Consider the following 26,413-nt stretch of genomic DNA (forward strand, 5'->3'; position numbering starts at 1 on the left):
ACAGGCCGGACTCGTGCTGCGGGCTCCGAACGCGACGGAATAACCTGGGGCAATGACAGCTGTTGCAGATCGTTCACTCGGACCGGAACTGGCGCGCACCGAAACCATCGCCACGGACACCGACGTGCTGGTGATCGGGTTGACCTCCTCGGAGAACGGACCGGGGATCGTCCCCGCCGACCTGTTCGGCGACGTGCTCACCGCCGAGGTCCGCGCGGAACTGCTGGACACGCTCGGCGCCGTCGGAGCCAAGGGCAAGCCCGAGGAACTCACCCGGGTGCCCGCGCCGGCGGGCCTGGACAACGTCACCAGCGTGCTCGCCGTCGGCCTCGGCTCGGCCGAGAAACTCGACGCCGAGCAGGTCCGCCGCAGCGCCGGGGTCGCCGGACGCGCCCTGTCGGGCACCGAACTCGTCGCCACCACCCTGTCCGGCCTCGACCTCGGCGCCGCCGCCGAGGGCTTCTACCTCGGCGCCTACACCTTCCCCACGTTCAAGGCCAAGAGCGCGCCCAAGCCCGACGAACAGCCGGTGGTCCGGGTCGAATTGCTGGTCCCCGAGCCGGAATTCGGCACCCTGGAACTGCTGCGCGCCCAGCTCACCGCCGAGGCCGTGGCCACCGCCCGCGACTTCGTCAACACCCCGCCCAGCGCCCTCTACCCCGCCGAATTCGCCGACCGGGCCCGCCTGCTCGCCGAGGCGGCCGGGCTCGAGGTCGAGATCCTCGACGAGAACGACCTCGCCGCGGGCGGCTACGGCGGCATCATCGGCGTCGGCCAGGGCTCCTCGCGCCCGCCGCGCCTGGTCCGCATCACCTACGCGGGCGGCGACAAGAAGATCGCCCTGGTCGGCAAGGGCATCACCTTCGACACCGGCGGCATCTCGATCAAGCCCGCCGCCAACATGGAGAACATGACCTCCGACATGGCCGGTGCGGCGGCGGTCATCGCCACCGTGCTGCTGGCCGCACGGCTGGGTCTGCCGGTCACCGTCACCGCGACCGTGCCGATGGCCGAGAACATGCCATCGGCTACCGCGCAGCGCCCCGGCGACGTGCTCACCCAGTACGGCGGCACCACCGTCGAGGTCATCAACACCGACGCCGAGGGCCGGCTGATCCTGGCCGACGCCATCGTGCGCGCGGTCGAGGACGAGCCCGACTACCTCATCGACGTCGCCACCCTGACCGGCGCCCAGATGGTCGCGCTCGGCACCCGCACCCCCGGCGTGATGGGCACCGAGGAGTTCCGCGACCGGGTCGCGGCGATCTCGCGCGCGGTCGGCGAGAACGGTTGGGCCATGCCGCTTCCCGCCGAACTGCGCGCCGACATCAACTCCAAGGTCGCCGACCTGGCCAATGTCGCGCCGCACCGCTGGGGCGGAATGCTCTCGGCCGCACTGTTCCTCAAGGAATTCGTGCCCGAGGGCCTGCCGTGGGCGCACCTCGACGTGGCCGGTCCGGCCTACAACACCGGCGGCCCGTTCGGCTACATCGGCAAGGGCGGCACCGGCGTCCCGGTGCGCACCCTGATCAGCGTGATCGAACAGATCGGCGCGGAGTAGTCACTCCTCGAATTCGGCTTCGCGAGCCCGCCGCCGCTCGATCCGGCGGCGGGCGTCGAAGTCGCGCATGCGTTGCGGATATCCGGTCTTGATGACGTCGTAGACCGGGATCTTCAACGCACCCGCCAACCGCCGCGCGCCCCGTTCGCCGACGATCCGGCGGGTCCATTCGCCATCCGCGGCCACCAGCACCGCTGTGACATCGGTCACAGTCGTCTGGGGTTCGATGAACGCCTCCACCCCGGTTCGCTCGCGCGCCCAGTCCGCCAGCGCGCTCAGCTCCGACGCCCGCTCGCGCGCGACTGACCTGCTCGCACGGCGCCCACCACGGAAACGATCCAGCAAACCCACCGAGCTCGACCTCCTACACTCCGGCGGAATTCTGCTCACCGCCGTACATTCCATGGTGCCAGCTTCGCCCGGATCACCGCCCTGCGCTACACCGGCGGCGAGCGAGTGCAAGGATGGTTGCCGGAACAAGAACCAACGTTTCCCGGGTGCTCCGCCGAGACCGGTGGGGTGGACGAAAGCCGCGACCCGCGACGGATGTCCGCCGGGTACACACTCAGAGGAGTCAGAGGACATGGCCTTCTCCGTCCAGATGCCGGCCCTTGGTGAGAGCGTCACCGAGGGCACGGTGACCAGGTGGCTGAAGCAGGAAGGAGACACGGTCGAGGTCGACGAACCGCTGCTCGAAGTCTCCACCGACAAAGTCGACACCGAGATCCCCTCGCCGACCGCGGGCGTGCTCTCCAAGATCGTCGCGCAGGAAGACGACGTCGTCGAGATCGGCGGTGAACTCGGTGTGATCAGCGACGCCGGCGAAACCCCTGCCACCGCCCCCGAGCCCGCCGCCGCCCCCGAACCGGAACCCGCGCCCGCCGCGCAGGCGCCCGCCGCGCAGGCCCCCGCCCCGGCTGCCGAGGCACCGGCCGCGTCCGCCGCTTCCGGCACCGCCGTGACGATGCCCGAACTGGGCGAGTCGGTCACCGAGGGCACCGTCACGCGCTGGCTCAAGGCCGTCGGTGACACCGTCGCCGTCGACGAGCCGCTGCTCGAGGTGTCCACCGACAAGGTCGACACCGAGATTCCCTCGCCGGTCGCGGGCACGCTGCTCGAGATCACCGCGCAGGAAGACGATGTCGTCGATGTGGGTGGACAGCTGGGCGTGATCGGTAGCGGTCAGCCCGCCGCCGCGGCCCCGGCGCCCGAGCCGAAGCCGGAACCCGAGCCCGAGCCGAAGCCCGAGCCGAAGCCCGAGCCGAAGCCCGAGCCGAAGCCGGAACCCGCGCCGAAGCCCGCTGCTGCCGCCGCGCCCGCGCCCAAGCCGACCCCGGCCCCCGCGCCCGCCCCGGCCGCCGCGTCGTCCAACGGCAGCACCCCGTACGTCACCCCGCTGGTGCGCAAGCTGGCCGACGAGAACGACGTCGACCTGTCGACCCTCACCGGTTCCGGTGTCGGCGGCCGCATCCGCAAGCAGGACGTGCTCGCCGCCGCCGAGGCCAAGAAGGCGCCCGCCCCGGCTCCGGCCGCCGCTGCCGCCGCACCGGCTCCGGCCGCACCGGCCAAGCAGACCGCCGCGCCGAAGCTGGCCGGCCTGGTCGGCACCACGCAGAAGGCCAGCCGGATCCGTCAGATCACCGCGACCAAGACGCGCGAATCGCTGCAGGCCACCGCGCAGCTGACCCAGGTCCACGAGGCCGACGTCACCAAGATCGCGCACCTGCGTCAGCTCGCCAAGGCCTCGTTCAAGGCCCGCGAGGGTGTGAACCTGACCTACCTGCCGTTCTTCGCCAAGGCCGTGGTCGAGGCGCTCGGGGTGCACCCGAACGTCAACGCGTCCTACAACGAGGACACCAAGGAGATCACCTACCACGCGTCGGTGCACCTGGGTATCGCGGTCGACACCGAGCAGGGTCTGCTCTCGCCGGTCATCCACAACGCCAGCGACCTGTCCCTCGCAGGTCTGGCCCGCGCGATCGCCGATATCGCCAACCGCGCGCGCACCGGTGGCCTCAAGCCCGACGAGCTCTCCGGTGGCACCTTCACCATCACCAACATCGGCAGCGAGGGCGCCCTGTTCGACACCCCGATTCTGGTTCCGCCGCAGGCGGCCATGCTCGGCACCGGCGCGATCGTGAAGCGCCCGGTGGTGGTCACCGACGAGGCAGGCGGCGAGTCCATCGGCGTCCGGTCGATGGTGTACCTGCCGCTCACCTACGATCACCGGCTCATCGACGGTGCCGATGCGGGACGCTTCGTCTCCACCATCAAGCACCGGCTCGAGGACTCGGCGTTCGAGGCCGATCTCGGCCTGTAGTCGAGGAATTCATGAAGGTGGTCATCGCCGGTTCGTCCGGTCTGATCGGCACGGCGCTCGTCGCGGCACTACGCCGCGACGGGCACCAGGTGTCGCGTCTGGTGCGCCGCACCGCCGCCGCACCGGACGAATTCGCGTGGGATCCCGCGCGCGCCCAGCTCGACGAGCGGGCGTTGCGCGGGGCCGACGCGGTGGTGAACCTGTGCGGTGTCGGCATCGGCGACCAGCGCTGGAACGGCGGCTTCAAACAGCTGTTGCGCGACAGCCGCATCACTCCCACCGACGTGCTGGCCACCGCGGTCGCCGCCGCCGGGGTGCCGACGCTGGTCAACGCCAGCGGCGCGCACTACTACGGCGGCGCCACCGGTGACGCCGTCATCGACGAAACCTGCCCCGCCGGAACGGATTTCCTGGCCACCCTGTGCCGGGACTGGGAGGCCGCCACCGCACCGGCCGCCGCGGCGGGCGTGCGTACCGTGACGCTACGCAGCGCGGTGGTGTTGGCCCGCAACGGCGGCATGCTCGCCAAACTGCACCCGCTCTACTGGCTCGGCCTGGGCGGACGCCTGGGCAGCGGTCGCCAGTACTTTCCGTGGATCTCCCTCGACGACGAGGTCGGCGCGATCGTCTTCGCGCTCACCCACCCCGAGATCTCCGGGCCCCTCAATCTCACCGGTCCCGCGCCGGTCACCAACGCGGAATTCAACCGCGCGCTCGGCCGTGCGCTGCATCGACCCGCCCCGTTCATCGTCCCCGGCTTCGCGCTCTCGGCGCTGGTCGGCGAGCTGTCGGAGTCGATCCTGCACGGCCCGCGCGCCATCCCCGCCGTGCTCGAAGAGGCCGGCTACACCTATTCCCACCCCACCGTCGGCGCCGCGCTGGCCGCCGCGGTGGGCCGACAGTGAGTTCTCCCATGCTGATCCGTGACGCCGAGAAGGCCGATCTCCCCGCCGTACTGGCCATCCACAACACCAATATCGCCGCCTCGACCGCGATCTGGGACACCGAGGAGGTGGGCCTGGAGGACCGGCAGACCTGGTTCGACGACCGGGCCGCCGCCGGGATGCCGATCCTGGTCGCCGAGATCGACGGCGAGGTCGCCGGTTACGCCTCCTACGGCCAGTGGCGCCCCAAGTCGGGCTACCGGCACTCGGTGGAGAACTCGGTCTACGTCGACGAACGCTTCCAGCGTCGCGGGGTCGCGACCACCCTGCTCACCGAATTGATCGCGCGCGCCATCGAATCCGGGCGGGTGCACGCCATGATCGCCGCGATCGAGTCCGGCAACAGCGGTTCGATCACCCTGCACGAGCGCTTCGGTTTCCGCATCGTGGGCGAACTGCCCGAGGTCGGCCACAAATTCGGCCGCTGGATGGACCTGACCCTGATGCAGCTCAGCTTCCCGATCGAACCGTGAGCCCGTGCTGGTGTGCTGTCGGTGGCCCGGCGTAACGTCGCGGGGGTGAACGACACGCGCCGCACCGCGTCCGCTCGATTCGATTCGACCCCGATCGTGGTCGAGAATCTCGGACTCATCGACTACCACGCCGCCTGGCAGCTGCAACGGCAGATCGCCGATCAGCGCGCCGCCGGCGAAGGCTCCGACCGGTTGCTGCTGCTCGAGCATCCCTCGGTCTACACCGCGGGCCGGCGCACCGAGGCCGAGGATCTGCCCGTCGACGGCAGCCCGGTCGTGCAGGTCGACCGCGGCGGCAAGATCACCTGGCACGGGCCGGGTCAGTTGGTCGGCTACCCGATCATCCGCCTGGCCGAGCCCGTCGATGTCGTCCACTACGTGCGTCGCCTGGAAGAAGCCCTGATCCAGGTCGTCACCGGCCTCGGCATCACCTGCGGTCGCATCGAGGGCCGCTCCGGCGTGTGGCTGCCCGCCACCGACCTACTGGCCGAACGCAAGATCGCCGCGATCGGAGTGCGCGTGCAGCGCGGCGTCGCCCTGCACGGCATCTCGCTGAACTGTAATTCCGCGCTCGACGGTTTCCAGGCCATCGTGCCGTGCGGTATCAGGGACGCCGGCGTCACCACCCTGAGCCGCGAGCTCGGCCGCGAGGTCACCGTCGCCGAACTGGAGCCGCTCGTCGCCGCCGCGATCGTTGCCGCGCTCGACGGCGAAATTCCCGTCGCGCCCCATGACATTGATCGCACCACCGCGCCGTCGAACCCGCAGGCCCCGAGCGTAGAGTCGGTGTCGTGAGTCCCGTAGATGCCTCTGCCCCCGCCGGACGCAAGCTGCTGCGCATCGAAGCGCGCAACGCGGAGACCCCGATCGAGCGCAAACCCAAGTGGATTCGCACCCGCGCCACCATGGGCCCCGAGTACACCGAGCTCAAGAGCCTGGTGAAGTCCGAGGGCCTGCACACGGTCTGCGAGGAAGCGGGCTGCCCCAACATCTTCGAATGCTGGGAAGACCGCGAGGCCACCTTCCTCATCGGCGGTGAACAGTGCACCCGCCGCTGCGATTTCTGCCAGATCGACACCGGCAAGCCCGCCGCCCTCGACCGCGACGAGCCCCGGCGCGTCGCCGAGAGCGTCCGGTCGATGGGCCTGCGCTACTCCACGATCACCGGCGTGGCCCGCGACGACCTCGACGACGGCGGCGCCTGGCTCTACGCCGAAACCGTGCGCGCCATCAAGGCACTCAACCCCGCCACCGGCGTCGAACTGCTCATCCCCGACTTCAACGCCGACCCCGCCCAGCTCGCCGAGGTCTTCGCCACCCGCCCCGAGGTCCTCGCGCACAACCTGGAAACGGTGCCGCGCATCTTCAAGCGCATCCGCCCCGCCTTCCGCTACGAGCGCTCCCTGGCCGTACTCACCGCCGCCCGCGAAGCAGGCCTGGTCACCAAGTCCAACCTCATCCTCGGCATGGGCGAAACCCCCGAGGAGGTCACCGCCGCCATGCGCGACCTGCACGAGGCAGGCTGCGACATCCTCACCATCACCCAGTACCTGCGCCCCAGCCCCCGCCACCACCCCGTGGACCGCTGGGTCAAGCCGGAGGAATTCGTCGAACACTCCCGTGTCGCCGAGGAACTCGGCTTCGCCGGCGTCATGGCGGGCCCCCTGGTCCGCTCCTCCTACCGCGCGGGTCGCCTCTACGCCCAGGCCATGACCCACCACGGCCGCGAGATCCCCGAAACCATGGCCCACCTCGCCCAGGAAGGCACCGCCTCCCAGGAAGCCAGCTCGGTCCTGGCCCGCTACGGCAGCTGAATCCGCCTGCGCGCCCAGCTAAGCTTGGGCATACCACATTGGCGAAGCGCCGTTCGAGGAGACAAGATGGCGATCGATTTCGACACGTTGATGCCGCGATTGCGGGTGTTGTGCGAGAAGTACGACGTCATCGAACTGTCTGTTTTCGGATCGGTGGTCCGTGGGTCGGATGGGCCGGACAGCGATGTCGACCTGCTCTACCTGCTGAAACCGGACACCGAGATCGGTTTGGAGTTCTTCGGGTTCCAGGAAGAGCTCGAAGAACTCCTCGGCCGAAAGGTCGACGTAGTTCCCAAGAAGTACCTCCACTGGTTCATTCGCGATGCCGTATTGGCGGAAGCGAAGGACCTGCATGTCGCGGCGTGAAGACCTGTATCTCGCCGACATCGTCACCGCCCACTACCGAATCGCCACTTACCTCGAGAACCTCACCTTCGCAGACTTCCAGAAGGACGATCTCCGCCAGGACGGCGTGATCCGCCAGCTGTCGATCATCGGCGAAGCGGCGTCGTCACTGTCCCCGGAAACCCGTGACGCACAGCCGGAGATTCCGTGGAAGCTGGTGCGAGGCATGCGAAACATGCTGGTCCATCAGTACTTCAACGCTGACTTGATTATCGTGTTCAACGCCGCCACAAAGAGCGTGCCGGACCTGGCTGACCGCATCCTGGCGATCCTGACACAACGTGACCCGGACGAGGCCGAGCGCGTGCTCGCCCAGAAGCCCGCATCGCTAGACTGAGCCTCCCCTCATTCCCCGGAAGGACCCATGTCGAAGTTCGAGAACGTCTCCGTCAGCAAGAAGGCCAACGTCTACTTCGACGGCAAGTGCGTCAGCTACAGCCTCGAGTTGCCCGATGGCGCCTCGGTGTCGGTGGGCGTGATCCAGCCGTCGTCGCTGCGCTTCACCACCGCCGCGCCGGAGATCATGGAACTGGTCGCGGGCGAGGCCAACGTGACGCTGGACGGCACGACCGAGGCCGTCACCTACCGTGCGGGTGAGTCGTTCAAGATCCCCGGCGACAGCGCGTTCGACATCGAGGTCGTCGAGACCATGCACTACGTCTGCTACTACGGCTGAGTGCCCGACACCGGGGCGACCCTCATGGTCGCCCCGGTGCGCCGGACCTACTTGACGAGGAACTCGTCCTTGTACAGCCGGTTCGGCCGAGGCGCGGTGGCCTCGCTCAATTCCACCTGGAAGTCGCTCTCGCGCTGCGTCCTCGGCCGGTAACTCCCGCCGAAGGTGACCATCACCGACCCGCCGACACCGGTGGTGCCGCGCGCGGAGGTGGTCTCGCGACCCGCGTTGAAGACCGTCGCCACATCGCGACCGTCATTGCCGACGGCGATGGTGCCGTCGTGGAAGAACTGCACGAACGTGCCGTTGTCCGCGCCCACGGTGGCGGCCACCGTGTGACCCTTGTCCGGGTCGAGCTGGAACTCCGCGTCACACTGCTGGCGCCGATCCACGGCACCGGTGGTGTCGAGGGTGCGCCCGATGCCGAGCAGCACGGTCTCACCGAGGGCGTTGTGCCGCTCGCGACCGGCTTCGGTCCACAGATGGGTAGTCGACCAAACCTTCACGCGCCCATCATCGAAAAGCGACACCCGGTCGTCGGTGCCGTTGCTGATCAGATATTTCGCACTGTTGGGGGCCATACCCCCCATCTTCCCCGCTTTCGCGCCCCAGGGTCACCCGTTCGCGCTCATCGCCCGCTCACCTGCGGTTGCGCGATCAGCAGGCGATGTTGGCAGGCCCCGAGGGCGCGAACGAGATATGCACGTGGTCATAGTGGTTCTGCGTGGCGCTGCCGCGATCCTCCATGTAGGACCAGCCGCCGCCGTCGTTGTAGCGCTGCTGCCAGATCACATACGTGACCCCGAAGCGCGCCTTGTTCGCGAGCACGAAATCGGCGATCGTATTGCCCACCGCGACGTTGGAGGTCATGACGTCGAGGGCCTGGCCCGCGCCGTGGTCGCCGTCGTGGCGACCGTGCGCACCACCGATATTGCTGATGCCGAACATCTTCTGCAGCAGGTTACCGACCTGCGCCACATGCGGCAGCGTCCCGTTGAACTCCGTGCCGCACAACACCTTCACCTTCAACGCCGACAGCGCCGCCAACTCGTCATCGGCCCGCACCACCGGCGCGGGCTGGGGCTGATCGTTCGTCGGCGCCGCCGCGATCGGATCCACCTCGATCGCCGAGGTCGTGTGCGGCTGCACCGAAGCCACCGTCTCCACGTCGGCACCACCGGGCCGCAACGCCATCCACAACATCCCCGGCACGGTCGCCGCGAGACTGCACACGGCCAACGGCATACGACTAGAAGGGGCCGACGGTTTTCGATGCGAAGCAGTCACGTTGAAGCTCACCAGTCATTGTCGAGAACAGGTCACTGCAAGATTACGAAACGGTCGCGACAATGTCACGCCCACACCCGCACTACACAGTCGGACCAGCATCTACCACCAACGCCGTTCCCGCAATCCTTTCCCCGCGTGTCGGGCACAGACATCCTCCGCGTCCGGATTCGACGCCGGATTCGACGCCGGCGGCGTAATCATTCTCCCGGCTGCCAACGATCCATCTCGCCCCCCGACCGGGTGTGCCCGGCCAGCGCAGAGAAGTTCCGGAGCGGAGACCAGTTCTCGTAGTCGCCGACGACGACAAGGCGACGACGCGCACGAGTGACGGCGACGTTGAGCAAATTCGGCGAAGCCGATGCCCAGTCACGGGCACCCTTGCCATCGGACGCGGTCCCGAGGACCAAGAACACGATGTCGGCCTCCTTGCCCTGAGCGGTATGCACCGTGCCCAGCCGCTTGCTGTCGACAGTGAGGCCGTTGGCCTGCAGGTACTTGCGCAGACCGGTCACGACATCGCGAAACGGGCTGAGGATGAACACGGTGTCGTTCAGCCGACGGGTCAGCTCCTCGGCGCGGGCTTTGTCCGAGCTGTCCCACTCCCGCGTCCGCGTCGCCGACTCTTCGTCCATGGCGGTGGCGAGACGTTGCTGAATCCTTCGAAGAACAGTCAGAACATACTTGCCTTCGTCGGGGTTCCACTTCGGCCCGTCGGCGGCGGCGGGCACATCGATCCAGATGTTGCGTCTTCCCAGCGGGTACTCGGTCGATCTGCCGCTGACGCCGTCGACCATCATGTTGTCGTAGGCGATCGCATTGCTCACCTCGAACATCAGGCGATCACAGCGGCGATGGACTCGCAGCGGCGAGCCCACCCAGATCTGATCGAGCGAATCCAGATCGGGCAGCCAGGTTCCGAACCGAGTGACACTGTCGGCAACCGACTGGACCGAAGCACGCTGCGGCGCCCAGCGGATGTCGACATCGAAGGCGTGAGCCAACCGTCGCTGTCCTTGCCACGGCAGGCTGACCACCGGTTCGAGCTGGCGTGGATCGCCGACCACGACGGCGCGACGGCTCCGCCACAGCGCTCCGACCGCTGCCTGCGGGGCAGCCTGGCCTGCCTCGTCGATACAGAGCCAGCCCACGCTTTCGCGACCGAGTCCGGCGAACATTGTCGGAAACGAAGCGAAGGTCGTCGAAATCGCCGGAACGACGAAGAACAGCATCTGCCACGCGGCGAGGACGGTCGCATCCGGAAGATCGGCCGGACATTCGCCGGAGACTACGTCGATGGCCGCACGGAGATTGTCCCAAGCCACTTTCGGCTCGGCGGCCAACGTCGCGTAGTGCACATCCAGCGCCGCGAGCAGGACCTCCGACCGCGCCTTCGCGAACTCCTCGTCCATCCACGGCGCCGACCGTTCCCGCACCTCCATCGCCGCCCGATCATCGAGCGGGGCTTCCCACTCCGGCCCTGGCACAGAGCCAGGCCACTCGCGCCGCGCCGCGTCGAGCCGGGCTCGCGCGGCAGACAATTCGGCTTCGCGGCGGCTGATCCCCCGCTGTGCCGTCTCGGTGGACAGTTGCGCCGAAGCGCGTTCGCGGTCGCAGGCTCTCAACTGTTCCTGTGCGACGATCACCGCGCGATCGAGGTCGATCCGCCGCGAGAAGGCCACCCGCAGTGCGGCATCGTAGTGTTCGCGGGTTTCGTCGGCACGCCGTACGCGGTGGGCACGATCATCGACGGCAGCCGCAAGAGGTGCCACACCGGCGGCCCACTCACGATCTGCGCCGCGCGACAGTATCCGCCGCATCCATCCCGGCCGAGATGCGCCTTGCTCGTGGAGTACCGCTTCGGCGCGAGCCAGATCGCGATCGGCCCGTGCGACAGCATCGCGAGCATCGGCGAGTGCTACTTCGATATCTCTGACATCGACGCTGCCCCGATGTGCCGCCGCCCGCGCACGGGTCAACGCCTCGACGATGTGCTCACGTCGTGCCCGCAATTCTCGCTCGCGCGCATCGGCACCGAGCAACTGGCGACGCAGCGCGTCCAGTTCGGAATCCGGGCCGCTGACCAGTACCAAGAGCTCTGCCACGGCGGCGCGAGCCGTGGCCATGTTCTCGACCCGCTCGACAGCCGAGGTGTAGCGCCGCACAGCGTCTCGCCATGATCGGGCGCGTTCATCGGGCGCCACCGACTGCAGTTCGCGAAGAATCGATTCGATTCCGACCCCGGCCTTTTCGTCGGCGGTGTCGCCTGCCGCCTTCGGGCCCCACCAGAATCGCTGCGCGAAGTCGCGCCGGTTGGCCCTTCTACCCAGCCGTGCGGCGATCGCTCCCCAGCAGGGCACTTCCGCGAGATAGGTTGCCGGACCCGCGAAATACGCGGCATCGGGGAAGGTCTCACAGTCGATCGACTCAACGGAAGGTACCTCCAAGGTGATGTTCTCGACGGCACCGTTGTTGGAGGATGCGATGACGATCTCGAAGCCGGTCAGCTCGTCGATCAGCGGGCGCAGCTTTCGCGACCACCCCTGGTCGTCCTCCCACTTGAGTTGTCGCTCGCCGAAGGCGGCGCGCGGGCTCGGCAGCGCCGCCAGGACCGCAGCCCGGTCGACGATGATCGAGGCGATCAGGTCGCGCAACATGGTGGTCTTACCGGTACCGGGCGGCCCGTTCACGGCGTAGATCCCCCTGGCCTGCGGAATGCCGAGCTCACCGACGATCGTGTTGATCGCGAACTGTTGACTCAATGCGAGCGGATGCGCCGGCTTCTCGGGCCAGCGACCCGGTGGTGTCCGCCGCGGATGCACCGCGTGGAACAAGACCGACGGATCCCGGCGCACATCGATCCGGCCGGATGTCGCCCTCGGCTCGTCCTCGGTGAGATATCGAGACAGTGCCTCGCCGACATTGCCGTTGTCGAGCTCACAGGCGACGCGTTCGAGGTCACCGACGTAGAAACTGTTGAGGAGTTCGTCTCCGGATACCTCATCGGCGCGCCGTTTCGGCACCGTGAAGCACTTCACCCGAATCGCCGATGGTTCGAGCACCTCGTCGACACCGAGCTGCTCGGAGATCCATCGAACGATCGCGGCCAGGTCGTCGAGGTCGAGCACCTTCGTCCCCAACGAATCCGCGGCGGTCTTCTCCGCTGCCGGAGCCTGATTCTCGTCCGATTCGTCTGCTGACCCGTCCCGTCGATCCTCCAGAGCTCCGATCGCGTCATCGGTCATCGCGTCCGCGACCGATTCGGAGACCTTCGACGCCGTTTCGCCGAAACGCGACTCGATCGCCGAACCCACAAGTCCGGGCAGCGACGCGAGCCCGCCGATCCCCACATCGATCGCGATCCGCGCGGCGACGCCCGCGACCAGTCGCACAGCTCGGGCGCCACGGGAACGAACTTCACCATTCTCGATCGGAATCCGACCGTCGCCGATGTCGAACAGCACTCGCATCATTCGGTCACGCTGGTCGTCGAAACCATCGAGCCAATCGTCGGCGCCCGGCCCCGGCGTCCCCACCGTGCGTCCGATCGCCCACGCACACGACGACAGTGTCACGCTCGATTTGTACAGCCGCCCGGCGTCGTCGAGGGTCAGACTGACGAGGGCGGTATCGCCGTCCTTGCGACCCCCGAGATCGGAAGGCTCCTCATCGGGTGCCAGAACGGTGTCGAGCACCTCACGCACCCGACGGATTCCGAAAACACCGGCGTACACCGTGTAGCGCCACACTTTGTCAGATGGCGGGTCATCGGCCGCGTGCCAGGGCAGCGTAGCTCCGGGACGCAGGTCGACGATCCCCTTCTTCCGATCGACCGCATCGACGTTCTGCGGCGTGAAGTACTCGACGGCGCGCCAATATCGCACGATCCGAGCCTGCTGCTTCGTCTGTGAATCGTCCTGCCCCACAACCCCACCCCTGCCCGACCGATGGCGAAACCCGCTGTCGCACTTGAGTTATAAGCATAACGAATCATCACTTGCCCGTGGCGCCGAACGTAGCTCAGTCCCTACGTCGCTCCGACCGAGCACCGGATTCCGCCGCGTCGTGAGCCGCGCCACCCGACGAGTCCCAGCATCCCGGTCGCGGTAGGTTGGGACCCATGACTACCAGCCCATTCCGGGCCAAAATCTGTGGCATCCGGTCTGTTGCCGACCTCGAGACGGCTCTGGCTGCCGAGCCCGATGCGATCGGGTTCATCTCCGGTATCACCCACTTCAGCGAAGATCAGCTGGCCCGGGATGCGGCGAAGCTGTTGTCCACCGCGGTAGCGGCGACCGAGGTCGCGCGAGTGCTGGTCACCCATCTCGACGACGCGGAACAGATCCTCGCGCTGGCCGACACGATCGGCGTCGATGCCATTCAAATTCACGGTCTGGTTCCCGAGAGAACGGTCAAGGAGGTCTACGCGCATGCCGGTGAGCGCCAGGTTCTGCGCGCGGTTCATGTGACCGGTCGTGGCGCCATCGACACAGCGATCGATGCGGCCCAGTACTGCCACGTAGTGCTGCTGGATTCGCGCACGAGCAGCCGACTCGGTGGCACCGGACGGACCCATGACTGGGAGATCAGCGGGGAAATCGTGACGGCGCTCCACGCGCTCGACCGGAAGGTCACGCTGGCAGGTGGCCTCACCCCCGACAACGTCGCCGAGGCGATCGCGACCGTGCGCCCCTTCGGTGTCGATGTCAATTCCGGAGTCGACGACAACGTGGGAAACAAGTCCTTCGACGCGTGCTGGGGTTTCGTCCGTGCGGCACGCGCCGCGCTGGCTGCCAACTCCGCTCACACCATGTAGGTCACGACGGGCAACACCACGGCGGTGAACCCGCCGAAGACCCCGGCGGCGATGGCTCGCGCGGACGTGCTCGGAAACCGGCTCGTCAACCACGCCAACGTGCCGAAGGCGAGGACGACGGTTCCCCACACGACCAAACCGCCCGCCGAAGCACGGGCGGGGAGCGAGGCGTCCGGACCCTGTTGTGATTTCAACAGGCCACCCAATCCCACAATGGTGAGGCCGGCCGCGGCCGCCAGCAAGAACATCGCGAACCCCGCGTGACTGTTGATCACAAGTCGCCTTTTCCCCCATTCGGTCACCACCCCGCCGTCGGTGTGATGAGCGCCGTCGGCGCGACAGATCAGGTCGAAGATCCGCCCCGGATTCACGGTCTCACCGACCGCGGCGCGTGCGTACACCATCGCCTCGATGGCCAGCGTCGTCGAGTAGGCGGTCACGAATCCCTCACTGGAGGTGCGGAATCCACCGCGCCCGGGAAGTCGATGATCCAATTCCTGCAAATCGAACAGCGCTGTCAACGCCGCGCGAACGGTCGGGTGCAGGATCAGCGCGGCGTCGGCCACGAGCACCGCTCCGATCGCGGTGTGCAATCCCAGATGCCGCCACGCGTGCGCGACATCGCCCCGGAGGAACCACTCATCACCATTGCAGTCGGCCCGATCGGCCAGCCCGTCGAGCAGCCGCTCGATCGCGAGTTCCGATGCCCGCCGCGATCTTTTGCCGACGATCGAGGCGTACTCGGGCCGGGCGAGCACCCCCGCGATGTGCGCGGCCGTGTACAAGGCCTCGGCGCGAACATCGTCGGACAACATCGTCATCGCCAGGAACGTCACACCGCGCAGCGCCGCCCGCGCCACCGCGACATCCGCGCTCGCGTAGGGCGCCAACGCGTGCATGGCCGCCGCGGTCGCGGTCAGCGACACAGGTCCGACAGACCCCGACATCCGGAACCCACCCGATTCCGGCTCCTGTTCGTCGAGCAGCGTGCGAACGCACTCGCGGACATCAGGATCGTCGTCGGCGACCCCGAGACAGTGCATCGCCCGCAGTCGCCACGCGATATCGATCGGCCCCGTGAACTCGCCCGCACCCGCGGTGGGCGGCACGATCATCTGCCTGCGTACCAGGTGCAGCACTTCCTCCGCCCGCGGAACCGGAATCCCCGCCGCGGTCAGCGCGCACACGATCTCCGCGGTGTTCTGTGGGTTCGGCGGTACGTCATGAATCCACCCCCACCCCGCCCCACCAGCACCGTCGGAGAACTGATACCGCCGCACCCACTCGACCGCCAGCCTCATCCGCTCCTCGAGATTGGACATGTCACTCCCGCCGATCCGCAGAGAACCTGTTGCCGCCCAGGCCCTTTCACAGACATAGATGCGTTCCGACGCTCGCGCTGTTCGCATTTCAGATAACGAATGGTCCACGATCGGGGCGCAGCGGGCTTGCCGTAGCAGCACCAACGATCGCCCATGTGGGACCGCGCCAATAGTATTGCCCCGACGAGCGAGAACGAACGGGGAAACTGTGGCACAGGTCGTGGTGGCGTCGAACAACAAGTCGATGCCGAAGCTGAGCGGTGTGGTCAAGGATCGCATCTACCGCTACCTCGACCGCGTGGGCGCGGATGACACCAGTGTCGATCTCGGCATCGAGACGTTGCCCGGCGCGGTCGACCCTCGGGTACGAACCGGACAGGTCGACCCCGAGCATCGCGTGATCATGTTCCGGATCGAGGACAAGTCCGGCGATCCCACCTATATCTATCTGGGCACCTGGCACAGCGACACTGCCCGCGAGCTGGCGGCTGCGTCGACGTTGCAGGTGAACAAGGTCAACGGTGTGCTGGAAGGCATTGTCGGCGCGCTGGACGGCAACAACGACCGACGCAAACGCACCGTCGTTCCGGACCGCCGTGGCAACCTCGTCGAGCTGGCCGCGCAGTCGCCGACCGGCTACCTCGCCCGCGCCGGGTACACCCTGATCCAGCTGACCGAGCATCTCGGTCTCGGCGGCGAGCTCGCCGCGGCCGCACTGGCCGCCCCCGATCGCGACGCGATCCATCTCGCCGCCCAGGACTCGCCCGTGACCTGGCAGCTGAACGCCGTGCTCGAGCTGGCCGCAGGCCGTGGCATCGACGAGATCCGGGAAGGACTTGGCTTCACCGATCAGCCGGTCGACCACGATCTGGACGAGAACGAGCAGATCCTTGCCGCGCTGGCGCATCCGGCCACCAAGATGCAGTTCACGCTCGTCGACGACAGCGACGAATTGCGCCGGGTGATCGAGGAGGGCGATTTCAAGGCGTGGCGCACATTCCTGCACCCGAACCAGAGCCGCTTCGTGGAGAAGGATAACCGCGGCGCGTTTCGTCTCTCCGGTGGTGCGGGAACCGGGAAAACCGTTGTCGCACTGCATCGGGCGCGCTACCTCGCGCGTCGTGATCCTGATGCCCGTATCGTCGTCACCACCTTCAACAAGACCCTCGCCAAGTCGCTGCAGGATGATCTGCGCGCACTGGATCCCGGTGTCGTTCTCGCTGAGAAGCCCGGCGACAAGGGTGTGTACGTGGCCGGTCTCGACAAGCTCGCAGCCGCTGTCCTCACCAACAGCCGAGAACTCGAGCGGAGCTTCGCGGCCGTGTACGGTCCGGGCACCTCGACCCGGCGTGGCAAGCGGTGTGGCGCGGAGTTCGGCTGGGCCGAGGCGGTCGACGCGGCGGGCACCGACCTCGATCCGCGGCTGCGCACCGCGTCGTTCCTGGCTGCGGAATACGTCACCGTCGTGCTGGGCAACCGGGTGACCTCGCGTGAACAGTATCTGCGGGTGCCGAGGGCCGGACGTGGTGTTCGACTGTCACGTCCGCAGCGGGTCGCGGTCTGGCAGATCTTCGAGCAATACCGCAGGATCGCCCGGGCCGCCGGTCGACTCTCGTTCCCCGAGGTGCTCGCGGTGGCGGCGGCCGAGCTACAGCTACGCGCCGAGTCGGCCGGTGAACGCCCCGCCGACCATGTCATCGTCGACGAGGCGCAGGACCTGCACGCCACCCACTGGTCGCTGTTGCGGGCGCTGGTCGCCGAGGGCCCGAACGACCTGTTCATCGCCGAGGACTCCCACCAGCGCATCTACGGTCAACCGGTTGTGCTCAGCAGACTCGGGATCAACATTCGTGGCGGCCGATCCGCCAAACTCACGCTCAACTACCGCACGACCGCCCAGAACTTGCATTTCGCGGTGAGCATCCTCGAAGGCGGCGAATACCGCGACCTGGAGGAAGGCGAGGAATCGACAGCCGGGTACACCAGTGCCCGCCTCGGACCCAACCCCCGACTCATCGAATGCCCTTCTGTCACCGAGGAACTCGGTGTCATCGCTGATCAGATCAAACAGTGGATCGAGGTCGATAAGGTCGCCCCGGGCGATATCGCGGTCCTGGCCAGGGCACAGCAGGACCGTGATCTGATCGCCCGCGCCCTGCGCGAACGGGAGGTGAACGTCGAGATCCTCGATGACGAGCTACCAGGCGGCGACCGCGCGTTGGTGTTGACGATGCACCGGGCCAAGGGCATGGAGTTCCGGTGCGTGATCCTCGCGGGTGTCGATAGCGAGCATGTCCCCTCCCAGGCACAGCTTCGCGGCATGCCGGAGGAGGAGCTGGCCGAGGCACAGCAGCGCGAACGGTCGCTGCTGTACGTCGCGGCCAGCCGCGCGCGCGACGAGCTGGTGGTGACGTGGAGCGGTCAGATCTCGGAGTTGCTCACCTGATCGCCACCAGTGCGCTGACCCGCTTCGCCGCGTCGGAGGATTCGATCGCGATCACGTGGTAGCCGTCACCGCTCAGCCCCGAGTCCCGATCGCTGTCGAGGCCTTCCACCACAACGACTTTCGATGAAGGCCACGCCAGCTCGACCGGCCAGTAGTGTCGACCCTCCTCGATGCCGATCTCCGGTTGCGGCACACCGGCTTCGGCCAGTTCGGCGAGCAGCGCTCGCACCACCTCCGACATTCCGCCGGGCGCGAGGTCCCAGTCTCGCGCCACCGCGTCCTTTTCCTCGCCGGGCAGACCGATCCCGCCGAAGACGGCCAGCGCGCCTTCCCGGGTGAGCCGGTCGTGGAACCGTTCGTTGCGGAACGAGCGCAGACAGCCGTAGCACGAGGTCTCGATGCCGCAGTCACAGTGCGCGACCCGGTCGGCCGCAGCGCGCAACACCAGATCGAGTTGTCCCGCGATCTGTTTCGACGCCCCCGCCCCGGCCGGCACCGTGTCGAACAGCACGATGCTGCGTCGCCCGTCCGCGCTCCACGACAGCGTTCCGTCGATGTCGTCGCGACTGATCTCCAACGCCTCGGAGGCGCCCTCGAGCAGCGCGTACAGTACCGACAGCCAGCGTGCCTCGGACTCGCGCGTGTAGGCCAGTTGGGTGGAGAAGGTGATCTCGGCGACATCGGTCTCGTAGCGGTGCGCCAGCGAGACCACTTCCAGCGGGCCCGAGCACGCGATGCCGGTCGCGGGCCGGTGGTGCCCCTTGGATTTCGCGCGATTCGGTCCGAACGGATCGGCCCACCCGCACCACTCGCACAGCAGGAACCCGCCACCGGAGCCTTCGCCGATCACCGCCAGCCGGGCCCTGGTACCCGAACGCGCCCGCACCTCGACTCCGGTGGACGCGCGCCACGGCGGCAGCTCGACCGATTCGCCGATGTGTTCCACATAGCTTGCCCCGAACCAGGACCGTTTCGGCGGCTCGGATTTCACGTCCTCGGGCTTGCGATCGGCGACGAACCCGAATTCCGGTAGCACACAGCGCTTGGTCTGCTCGAACTCGGCTTCACAGTTGGAACAGACCGGTGGCCCGTCCAGCACGTGCCCGCACTCGAAGTGGTTGCACTCCTTACACACCCGGTACTGGAGGGTTTCGAGTTCGCGCTTGGGAAGTTTGTGCAGACCCCGCGAGGTCCACAATTTGCCGCCGGCGACCACCTGGTTGCCGGGCGCGTAGTCGTAGATGGCCTGGCCGAGATCACGGGAGAGCTCGAGCCGGGCACCGACGGTTCCCTCGCAATGGGAGGTCCGCAGTTCCACGGTGTCGACCGGAAATCCGTACTTGGGCAGGACATTCTTGTTGGCCAGGTAGCCGAGCAGCTGACGCTTGTTGATGGTCTCCAGGGTCTTCTGCAACTTCTGGGCGAGCGCGAACTGCCGTTCGGCGGTGGCCTGCGAGATCAGCTCGTCGAAGGTGGCGATATCGGTGCGAATGTCGTTCTCGGCGTCAGCCAGCTGGTCGCACAGTCGTCCTACCCACGCGTCGTCCTCGACGCCGATCTCATCCTGGATCGGTCGCGGCAGCGCGGCCCGCAGCGATTCGCGGACCGACTCGGGTACCGGACTCAAGAACTGCCGCAGCTGCGCGGCCGCCGAATTTTGCTGTCCCGGTTCCGGTGTGAAGAACTGGCCAGCCTGGCGCCACTCTTTTCCGTAGCGGTCGTAGCAGTGCCGGAAGTAGGCGGCCAGTGCGATCGAGTGGGCGTGGCGTCGCCCGATCCGGTCGTTGTCGATCGGTATCCACGGAATGCGCATGCGCCCGGCGATCATCGATTCCGGGTTCTGGAATTTCGACAGATCATGGGAACTGCGTTTCGCATAGGTCACCACCAGTGCGGCCGAGGCCGCACGGCGCCCGGCTCGACCGGCTCGCTGCACATAGTTCGCGGTTTTAGGCGGCATATTGCGCAGCATCACCGATTGCAGATCACCGACGTCGACACCGAGCTCGAACGTGGTCGAGCACGACAGCACGTTGACCTGTCCGGCGACGAAGTTACGTTGGATCTCGGCGGCCGCGGTCGCCTCCCACTGAGCGGTGTGCTCGGCCGCGGACAGGGGCAGCATCGCCATCGTGCGGTAGGCGGTGCGGTAGTGGTTGGTGTCGTCGGTGTCGGGCAGGGAGAACGGCGTCAGTAGTCCGTCACAGTTCCCCTGCGGGCACAGGTCGCGAATGTTGTGGGTGGTCAGGCGGCGGCACGCACCGCACTGGTACCAGTCGCACTCGGCGCCGGGCCGGATCCGCAACTTGTTCTGATCGAGCTGAAAGAGCGACCCGGCGACCCGATCGTTCTGCTCGGCCAGAAAATTCCTGTCCAGCAAGAAGTCCCAGCACGTCTCGAGCACCCGTTCCGCCATGTCGACCTGTGCTCCCACGGCCGCGAGAACCTTGCGCACCAAGAGGATCCGGTTGTTGGTGGTGCCGGGCTTGCCGCCGGGCAACCAGCTGATGATGCGGCGGTTCCGATCGGCGGAGCGTGAGCGAATCCAGATGTGATTGGCCCGGGGCTCGAAGATCGGATGCGTGATATCGACGTCGTCGAGCACGCTCATCGCCCCTTGCAGGCGAATGGTTTTCACGAGCTCGTCGAGCAGCCCCCAGAACTCCTCGTCGGTGATCCCGAACTTCGCGAACCCCGCGGGTACCCGGAACTCCCTTGGGCGCTTGAGCGATACCGCCAGCAACCCGAGTCCCTCGAGGGACATGCGCTGGTCCATGGCCATGAGTTCGGCCATCACCCACGGATTGACCTGTCGGCGCATCGCGGTGCGGGTCGCGTTCTCGTCGAAGTGGAAGGCGGCGTCGGCGACAGCGCGCGCCCCGTCAGCCAGATCCTCCGGACTCAGTTCGTCCCCGGCGTATTTCGGCGAGGCCAGAGTGTGCGCGAGGTAGCGGCGCTCGAGCATCCGCCCGTAGGTTTCGGCGAGGTAGGGCGCCGCGAAGGCCGCTGCCTGCCGTGAGTCGGAAAACATCAGCAGCTTGCGACCCCCGCCGACATTGACCGCGGTCTCGTCATCGGCGGCGGGCAGGTTCTGATACAGCGCGGTGGTGATGACCGCGGGCGCGGCATTGGTATCAGTCCGCAGGCGTCGGATCACCTGCCGCGACCTGGCCCCGCATTCGGTGCATTTGCTCATGATCCGTTGCGCACCTGGATGTTCCCGCACTCGCAGCAGTGGACCACCAGGGCAGTCGAGCCCGCACGACCCGGCACCCCCGTCGAGCCTGCCGCATCCCGAACACAGTGATCGAATCCCGGTACTCCGGTCCGCTCCGGCGTCCTCGTCGAGGGTCGCGTCGTCCTCGTCGACCAGGTCGGCGGCGTCGCTGTCGGTGATGACCAGCCATTTGACTTTCGAGTCCCGCTTGGCGGGCCGAAAGTACTCCCGACCGCCGAACGATTGCGGTTCTCCCGCCAGGTGCACGGCGCCACAGCGCTGGCAGGTGCCGAACTCGAACACCGCCCGGCCCGTCACCGGGTCGATCTCGTGCCGGCTCAGCAGCACCCTCGGCGCGTCGTCGGTGAAGCTGACGAAGGCCCCCTCGGTGGCCCGCACGAACAGGTGATAGCGCGCGGAGAGCACCGGGTTACCGTCCGCGCCGGTCACTTTCGATCCGATGGCGACCAGGGCTTCGAGTTTGGCCGCCGCGAGCTCGTCACCGGGCCACAGGTGCGCGGCCAGGTCGGTCAGGTTCGCCGGCCCACCGCGCGCGTACTTCTTGAGGTCGGCGGTCCGACGTTCGGCGTGCAGCGCATCGGCGATGTCGCCCGTGGCCGCGTTGGCACCGATCCCCGCCAGATCGGCGTCGGGCTCGGCGAGCCGGAGCAACGTGTCGTCGTCGAGCTGCCAGGTCGGTTCGGGTCTGCGCGGCATCCGGGTCGCGGTGATCAGATCCTGCCGGTCGAGGTCGCCGTCGACGAATTCGAACGGCACGTCGAAGAGCTTCTTCGCGAACAGCGTCGCCTCGAGCCCCTGTTTGTCATCGGTACTGCCCGACAGTGAGGCCGAGGTGGCGATGCACTGCACCGGGCGATCTCCGGCGACGCGATCTCGCAACCGCCGCAGCAACAGTCCGACTTCGCTGCCCTGGGCCCCGTCGTAGACGTGTGCCTCGTCGAGTGCGATGAATCGCCAGGTCTGCGCGTACTTTCCGTCGAAGAGCTCCATATCGCGCGGACGCAACAGCAGGTACTCGAGCATCGCGTAGTTGGTGAGCAGGATGTTGGGCGGGGATGTCCACATCTCCTCGCGACTGAGCAGTTCGTTGGGAAGTCGTTCAGCGCCGGCGAACATCGTCCGGTACGCGGACAGGGCATCGGCGGTGCGCTCCTTGGTCTCACCGGTGTATCGGCCGAAGGTGATATCCGGTGTGCCGGCGAGCAATTGGCGTAGCCGCTTGAGCTGATCATTGGCCAGCGCGTTCATCGGATACAGCAGCAGCGCCCGCACTCCCGGCCCGAGTGTGCCAGCGGCTTTCTCCGCGATCAGCGCGTTGAGGATCGGCAGCAGAAAGCTTTCCGTCTTACCGGAACCGGTTCCCGTGCTCACCACCAGATTCCGGCCCGCGACGGCCTTGCGCACGGCCGTTTCCTGGTGCTGATAGAGCGGCCGGTCCAGGGCGATGGTCTGGGCGAATTCGGTGAAGTCGGGATGGAGAACACCCTCGGAAATCAACGACCGCAACGACGCGCCTGCCGCATAGGGCGGTGTGAGTTCGAGCAGGGGTCCCTTGGTGAGCAGGGAGGTCTCGTCCACCGCGCGGTCGAACGCGGCGGAAAGGGCCGGATCACGCGGTGCCAGGAGCGTTTTCAGGTACCTCTTGTACCCGGCTTCGATATCTGCGCCTGCCGCGAGTGGATCGAGCCGCTCGGTCACCGTGGTTCTCCGATCGTGTTGACGAGGTCGTGGTGCAGGGCATAGGAGGCGAGCGCGTCGGCGATGAGCACGTCGGTGGCCACCAACGCCGGGCACAGCGCGGCCAGTCGTGCCCATGATTCGCGCATCGGTGCGGGCATCGTCCAGTCTCGGATCACCGAGCGGGCGCGCAGCCGGGCGACGGCGGCGAACAACAGCGACTGCATCGACAGCAGTAACCACGGGAATTCGGTGGTGTCCGCACCGGTCAGCGCCTCGTTGCGGGCCTTGACCAGGTCGTAGACCGATGCCGAGGCACGGCTGAGCAGTCGCGTCAGCTCCGCCGAATACACCGTCATCGTGGTCCGCTCCGGATCGTCGCACCAGACCAACCGTTGGGCGAAGGCCTCGAACACCGCGCTGCGGCGGGTGTCCTCGTCGAGCAGGGCCGCGGGCACGATCTCACAGGCCTGTTTGATGGCGGCGAACTGCTCGTCGGGCATGTAGTGCAACGGAACGGTCTTCGCGTCGAAGATGTCGGCGCACGCGGCACGAGGATCACCGGAGAGCAGCTCGATCAGTGCGTCGCCACCGTAGTTGACCAGATCGGCGCGCATTTCCACGGCGGCCGAATTCGCCTGGTGGAGTGCGACGAAGGGCAGGTCGGCCACCCCGACCAGGCATCCGAGCCATGGGTCGGTGAGGGTGCCGGTGCGAATCGGTGAGGACAGATCCTGTTCGATCACGCCACTGCTGATCAACAGCGCCGGGACGTCGTTGCGCGCGATCGTGCTGCGGTCCAGCGCCTCGACCGAGGATCGCGGATCGGCGCGCAGCACGTCGAGCAACCCCGACCGCACCGAGGATCGGTGCACCTGTCCGACGCGAGCGGCCGCGTAGACGGTCCAGGCCTCCGGCAGGGCCGAGGTGGTGCGCGGCAGCTCGCCCTCGCCGGCCAGGTATCGCGCCAGTTCGGATCGGCCGAGATCCGCGTCGCGCATCCACCCGGGTTGCACGACGGTGTAGGCGGTGTCGTCGGGATGTTCGGGCGCGGTGATCACGCCCCATGGGTCGTCGACGAACACCTGCACGGTCAACGGACCCGCGTCGACGAATTCCTCGGGCAGGGTCGCTCGTCCCGCGTTCAGTGGGACCTGGATCGGCGCCGACCACGGGGCGGTGCACGGCCAGACGTAGGTGGCCAGGTCGGCATCGGTCGCACCCTCGAAAACCAGCTCACCGTCGCGCAGAACCACCCCCTCGCACAGCCTGCGCGGCTGGATCCGGGCCAAGGTCACCGAGGTGGTCGCACCGTCGGTGTCGACAACACGCACCACGAGCCGCGACCGCCGCATTCCCCGCACCGTGTCGGCGAATTCCCTTGTCGGAACCTGGAATACGTTGTCGCGAAGAGCCTGCGGCTTCGCACGCTGGACGACTGCACCGGCGTCATCGATCAGCACGATGGCGACGTCGACCTCGCCGGGAACCCGCGCGGCGGCCATCCGGTACTCGGCGAGATCGTCGTTGGTCAACACCGGCGCCACTGTCCGCCAGCGCGCGGCGGCACCGATCGGATCCACCCGCAGTTCCACCGCGGGTGGCCGGACCATCAGCCGCTCGGTCACCGCCCCGGCGGTGACCGTGAGATGCGCTTCCCGGTCGGTGACGCCGAAGGCGATCTCGGGTCGGTCGATCCGCAAGGGCGCCTCGGCCGACACCGCCGTGTGCGTCGGCGCCAGCCCGTTCGGGACCGGCACCCGGAATTCGGCCGCGTGCTCGACGACGAGCCCTTCGGCGAGAAACAGGCTGTGCCGGATGTCCTGGCCGAGCGGGCCGCTGATGACCACGTCGAACAGGCCGAGCAGGCCCGGTTCCAGCCCGTCGAACGGGTCGAGCGAGGTCGGCTCGGTATCGGATTCCCAGATGTCGTCGGCCAGCCAGTCCACAGTGCCCGCGCGGCGCACGCGCACCCGCCAATCCACCGGTTCGACCACGTGGGCGGGCAGGTCCACGGCGGGTCGCTCGGCGTATACGGGCAGCCCCGACCGGGTGTACACCCCGTCGACCGCGTCGGGCAGAAACAGCCGAGCCGCCCCGGTCCGCCGCACCTGCCGCACGGGCCCGGACCGGTTGTCGTCGTGCAGGGCGACGGTGTCGGTGTCGGTCAGGTCGTAGACGCGCGCCACCCAGTCTCGCCAGCCCACCGGGGTCGCCTCGGTGAGAAAGTCGAGCGGCGCACCGGTGTGCGCGTCGGTGAGCCGCGCTCGCGCCGGGTGCACGGCGATCACCTCGCCGCGCGGCAACGCCACGTGACGCGACAGGTGCCTGCCCTGTTCATCGAAGATCAGCAGCGGATCGACCTTGTCCACCAGTGCGATTCGGTAGTGCTGACCGGCACCTTCATGTCGAAGGACCACCTCACGTACCCGATGTGGCACCGGGACCGGGGTCGGTGGCTGCGCGTCGGCCGCAGCGAGCCCCCACCCGCGGCGCGCGTGCACACTGGTGGTCTCACCGTCGAAGGACACCAGCCAGGGAACATCCGCGGATTCCGACAGATACGGAACCTCGATGACGAGCTGATCGTCGGTGCGCGAGTAGGCCAGCGCGGGTCGTCGCGCACGCACCGAGCGGGCGGTGGCGACCGGGCTCGCGCCGAAGGGTCTCTTGCTCCACCGCGAGATCAATGCTTCGAGCAGCAGGTTGGGAATGCCGGTGGTGGCGGTATCCAGGGTCATGTCGTTGGCGAAGTCGGGATGTTCGGTGGTGTAGTCGGCGAATTCGATGATCCGGTCGACGATGTCGACCGCCACCTCGCCACCGTGTTGGAGGAAGTTGCGCACCGGTGCGTCGAGATGGTTGAGGCGATACTCCAGCCCGGGCTGGGTGAGCCATTCGAAGACCGCGGCACCGTTGGGGTCGCGCCCCTGCGCGATGTGCTGTTCGATGAGGTCGATCAGATCGTCCAGGCAATGCACCGGCACCCCGGCGTGCACGGCCATCATCTGCACGTATTGGGTACCCAACTCCGGAAACTGCCGCATCCCGAACTTACGGAGAAACACCGGAAGCCTTGCGCGAAGCAGGTTCTCGAAGTCCTGTTCGGGGCGCAGGTCGAGTTCGGCCCAGAAGCTCTCCCAGTATTTGCCCTGCTCGTAGTCGAGCCCGGCGTGACCGATCAACGTGGTCAGCGTCAAGGCCGGGAAGGTGTCGATCAGCCGGGGCACGCCCAGTTGGGCGCGGTGCTGGCGGATCACCTGGCCCAGCAGATCTCTGGTGCGCCCGATCTCGTCGTGGTCGAGATTCAGCTCCGCGAACAGCGAAACCTGTTCGAGTCGTCGCGCCTGTCGGAATTCCTCGTCTCCCGCTTCGCGCCACGCGAACGTATCCGGCACCGCCGCTCCCCTTCGCCCAGCCGCTACCCACACACC

18 protein-coding genes are annotated in these 26,413 nt (G+C 67.5%); 11 read left to right on the top strand and 7 right to left on the bottom strand.

The genetic code is table 11. The features are described 5' to 3' along the window. Nucleotides 1-52: 52 nt before the first annotated feature. Nucleotides 53-1,561, top strand: a complete 1,509-nt coding sequence (locus ACFP3H_RS18175) for a leucyl aminopeptidase (protein WP_378607582.1) — start codon at nt 53-55, stop codon at nt 1,559-1,561. Here ACFP3H_RS18175 and ACFP3H_RS18180 read toward each other — a convergent pair whose 3' ends face one another. Then, nucleotides 1,562-1,912: an oxidoreductase gene (locus ACFP3H_RS18180; protein ID WP_378607584.1), complete on the bottom strand. Its 351-nt coding sequence runs from the start codon at nt 1,910-1,912 to the stop codon at nt 1,562-1,564. Nucleotides 1,913-2,144: 232 nt separating this feature from the next. On the opposite strand from ACFP3H_RS18180, the gene sucB reads away from it, so the two are divergent. The 8 genes from sucB to ppnP all read left to right on the top strand — a co-directional run bounded on the left by sucB (nt 2,145) and on the right by ppnP (nt 8,193). Next, entirely contained in the window at nt 2,145-3,881 is a 1,737-nt protein-coding gene (gene sucB, locus ACFP3H_RS18185) for a 2-oxoglutarate dehydrogenase, E2 component, dihydrolipoamide succinyltransferase (RefSeq protein WP_378607586.1), read from the top strand. A gap of 11 nt (nt 3,882-3,892) precedes the next feature. After that, a complete protein-coding gene (locus ACFP3H_RS18190) occupies nt 3,893-4,786 on the top strand; it encodes a TIGR01777 family oxidoreductase (RefSeq protein ID WP_378607588.1) in 894 nt (297 codons plus the stop codon). An 8-nt stretch (nt 4,787-4,794) separates the two neighbouring features. After that, entirely contained in the window at nt 4,795-5,298 is a 504-nt protein-coding gene (locus tag ACFP3H_RS18195) for a GNAT family N-acetyltransferase (protein WP_378607648.1), read from the top strand. Nucleotides 5,299-5,343: 45 nt separating this feature from the next. Beyond that, a complete protein-coding gene (gene lipB, locus ACFP3H_RS18200; protein WP_378607590.1) occupies nt 5,344-6,093 on the top strand; it encodes a lipoyl(octanoyl) transferase LipB in 750 nt (249 codons plus the stop codon). Continuing rightward, entirely contained in the window at nt 6,090-7,112 is a 1,023-nt protein-coding gene (gene lipA, locus ACFP3H_RS18205; RefSeq protein ID WP_378607592.1) for a lipoyl synthase, read from the top strand. Before lipB ends, lipA begins: the two co-directional genes overlap by 4 nt. 66 nt (nt 7,113-7,178) lie before the next feature. Beyond that, on the top strand, nt 7,179-7,478 hold the full coding sequence (locus ACFP3H_RS18210) for a nucleotidyltransferase family protein (protein ID WP_378607594.1): 300 nt from the start codon (nt 7,179-7,181) through the stop codon (nt 7,476-7,478). Continuing rightward, complete coding sequence (locus tag ACFP3H_RS18215; RefSeq protein WP_378607596.1) at nt 7,465-7,854, top strand: HepT-like ribonuclease domain-containing protein; 390 nt, start codon at nt 7,465-7,467, stop codon at nt 7,852-7,854. The genes ACFP3H_RS18210 and ACFP3H_RS18215 overlap by 14 nt, the downstream gene beginning before the upstream one ends. Before the next feature lie 27 nt (nt 7,855-7,881). Next, a complete protein-coding gene (gene ppnP / locus ACFP3H_RS18220) occupies nt 7,882-8,193 on the top strand; it encodes a pyrimidine/purine nucleoside phosphorylase (protein ID WP_378607598.1) in 312 nt (103 codons plus the stop codon). A gap of 47 nt (nt 8,194-8,240) precedes the next feature. Here ppnP and ACFP3H_RS18225 read toward each other — a convergent pair whose 3' ends face one another. The 3 genes from ACFP3H_RS18225 to ACFP3H_RS18235 form a co-directional block, all read right to left on the bottom strand. Then, nucleotides 8,241-8,774 (bottom strand): hypothetical protein, encoded by a 534-nt coding sequence (locus tag ACFP3H_RS18225; protein ID WP_378607600.1) that lies wholly within the window; start codon nt 8,772-8,774, stop codon nt 8,241-8,243. A 76-nt stretch (nt 8,775-8,850) separates the two neighbouring features. Beyond that, complete coding sequence (locus ACFP3H_RS18230; RefSeq protein WP_378607601.1) at nt 8,851-9,438, bottom strand: VldE C-terminal domain-containing protein; 588 nt, start codon at nt 9,436-9,438, stop codon at nt 8,851-8,853. A gap of 242 nt (nt 9,439-9,680) precedes the next feature. Beyond that, complete coding sequence (locus ACFP3H_RS18235; RefSeq protein ID WP_378607603.1) at nt 9,681-13,406, bottom strand: AAA domain-containing protein; 3,726 nt, start codon at nt 13,404-13,406, stop codon at nt 9,681-9,683. Between the two features lie 194 nt (nt 13,407-13,600). Here ACFP3H_RS18235 and ACFP3H_RS18240 point away from each other — a divergent pair, with 194 nt between their 5' ends. Beyond that, entirely contained in the window at nt 13,601-14,296 is a 696-nt protein-coding gene (locus ACFP3H_RS18240) for a phosphoribosylanthranilate isomerase (protein ID WP_378607605.1), read from the top strand. On the opposite strand, the gene ACFP3H_RS18245 is transcribed toward ACFP3H_RS18240, so the two are convergent. Continuing rightward, on the bottom strand, nt 14,284-15,597 hold the full coding sequence (locus tag ACFP3H_RS18245; protein WP_378607607.1) for a hypothetical protein: 1,314 nt from the start codon (nt 15,595-15,597) through the stop codon (nt 14,284-14,286). The two genes, ACFP3H_RS18240 and ACFP3H_RS18245, sit on opposite strands and share 13 nt — an antisense overlap. A gap of 229 nt (nt 15,598-15,826) precedes the next feature. Between ACFP3H_RS18245 and ACFP3H_RS18250 the strand changes: the two genes are divergently transcribed. Continuing rightward, nucleotides 15,827-18,064: a 3'-5' exonuclease gene (locus tag ACFP3H_RS18250; protein WP_378607609.1), complete on the top strand. Its 2,238-nt coding sequence runs from the start codon at nt 15,827-15,829 to the stop codon at nt 18,062-18,064. On the opposite strand, the gene ACFP3H_RS18255 is transcribed toward ACFP3H_RS18250, so the two are convergent. Both ACFP3H_RS18255 and ACFP3H_RS18260 read right to left on the bottom strand, forming a co-directional pair. Further along, complete coding sequence (locus ACFP3H_RS18255) at nt 18,057-23,000, bottom strand: DEAD/DEAH box helicase (RefSeq protein WP_378607611.1); 4,944 nt, start codon at nt 22,998-23,000, stop codon at nt 18,057-18,059. The genes ACFP3H_RS18250 and ACFP3H_RS18255 overlap by 8 nt on opposite strands. Then, nucleotides 22,997-26,377 carry a hypothetical protein gene (locus ACFP3H_RS18260; protein WP_378607613.1) on the bottom strand — a complete coding sequence of 1,127 codons (3,381 nt, stop codon included), beginning with the start codon at nt 26,375-26,377 and terminating at the stop codon, nt 22,997-22,999. Before ACFP3H_RS18260 ends, ACFP3H_RS18255 begins: the two co-directional genes overlap by 4 nt. Nucleotides 26,378-26,413: the final 36 nt, after the last annotated feature.

It is taken from the genome of Nocardia lasii, assembly GCF_042658545.1.
Lineage (GTDB): Bacteria > Actinomycetota > Actinomycetes > Mycobacteriales > Mycobacteriaceae > Nocardia > Nocardia lasii.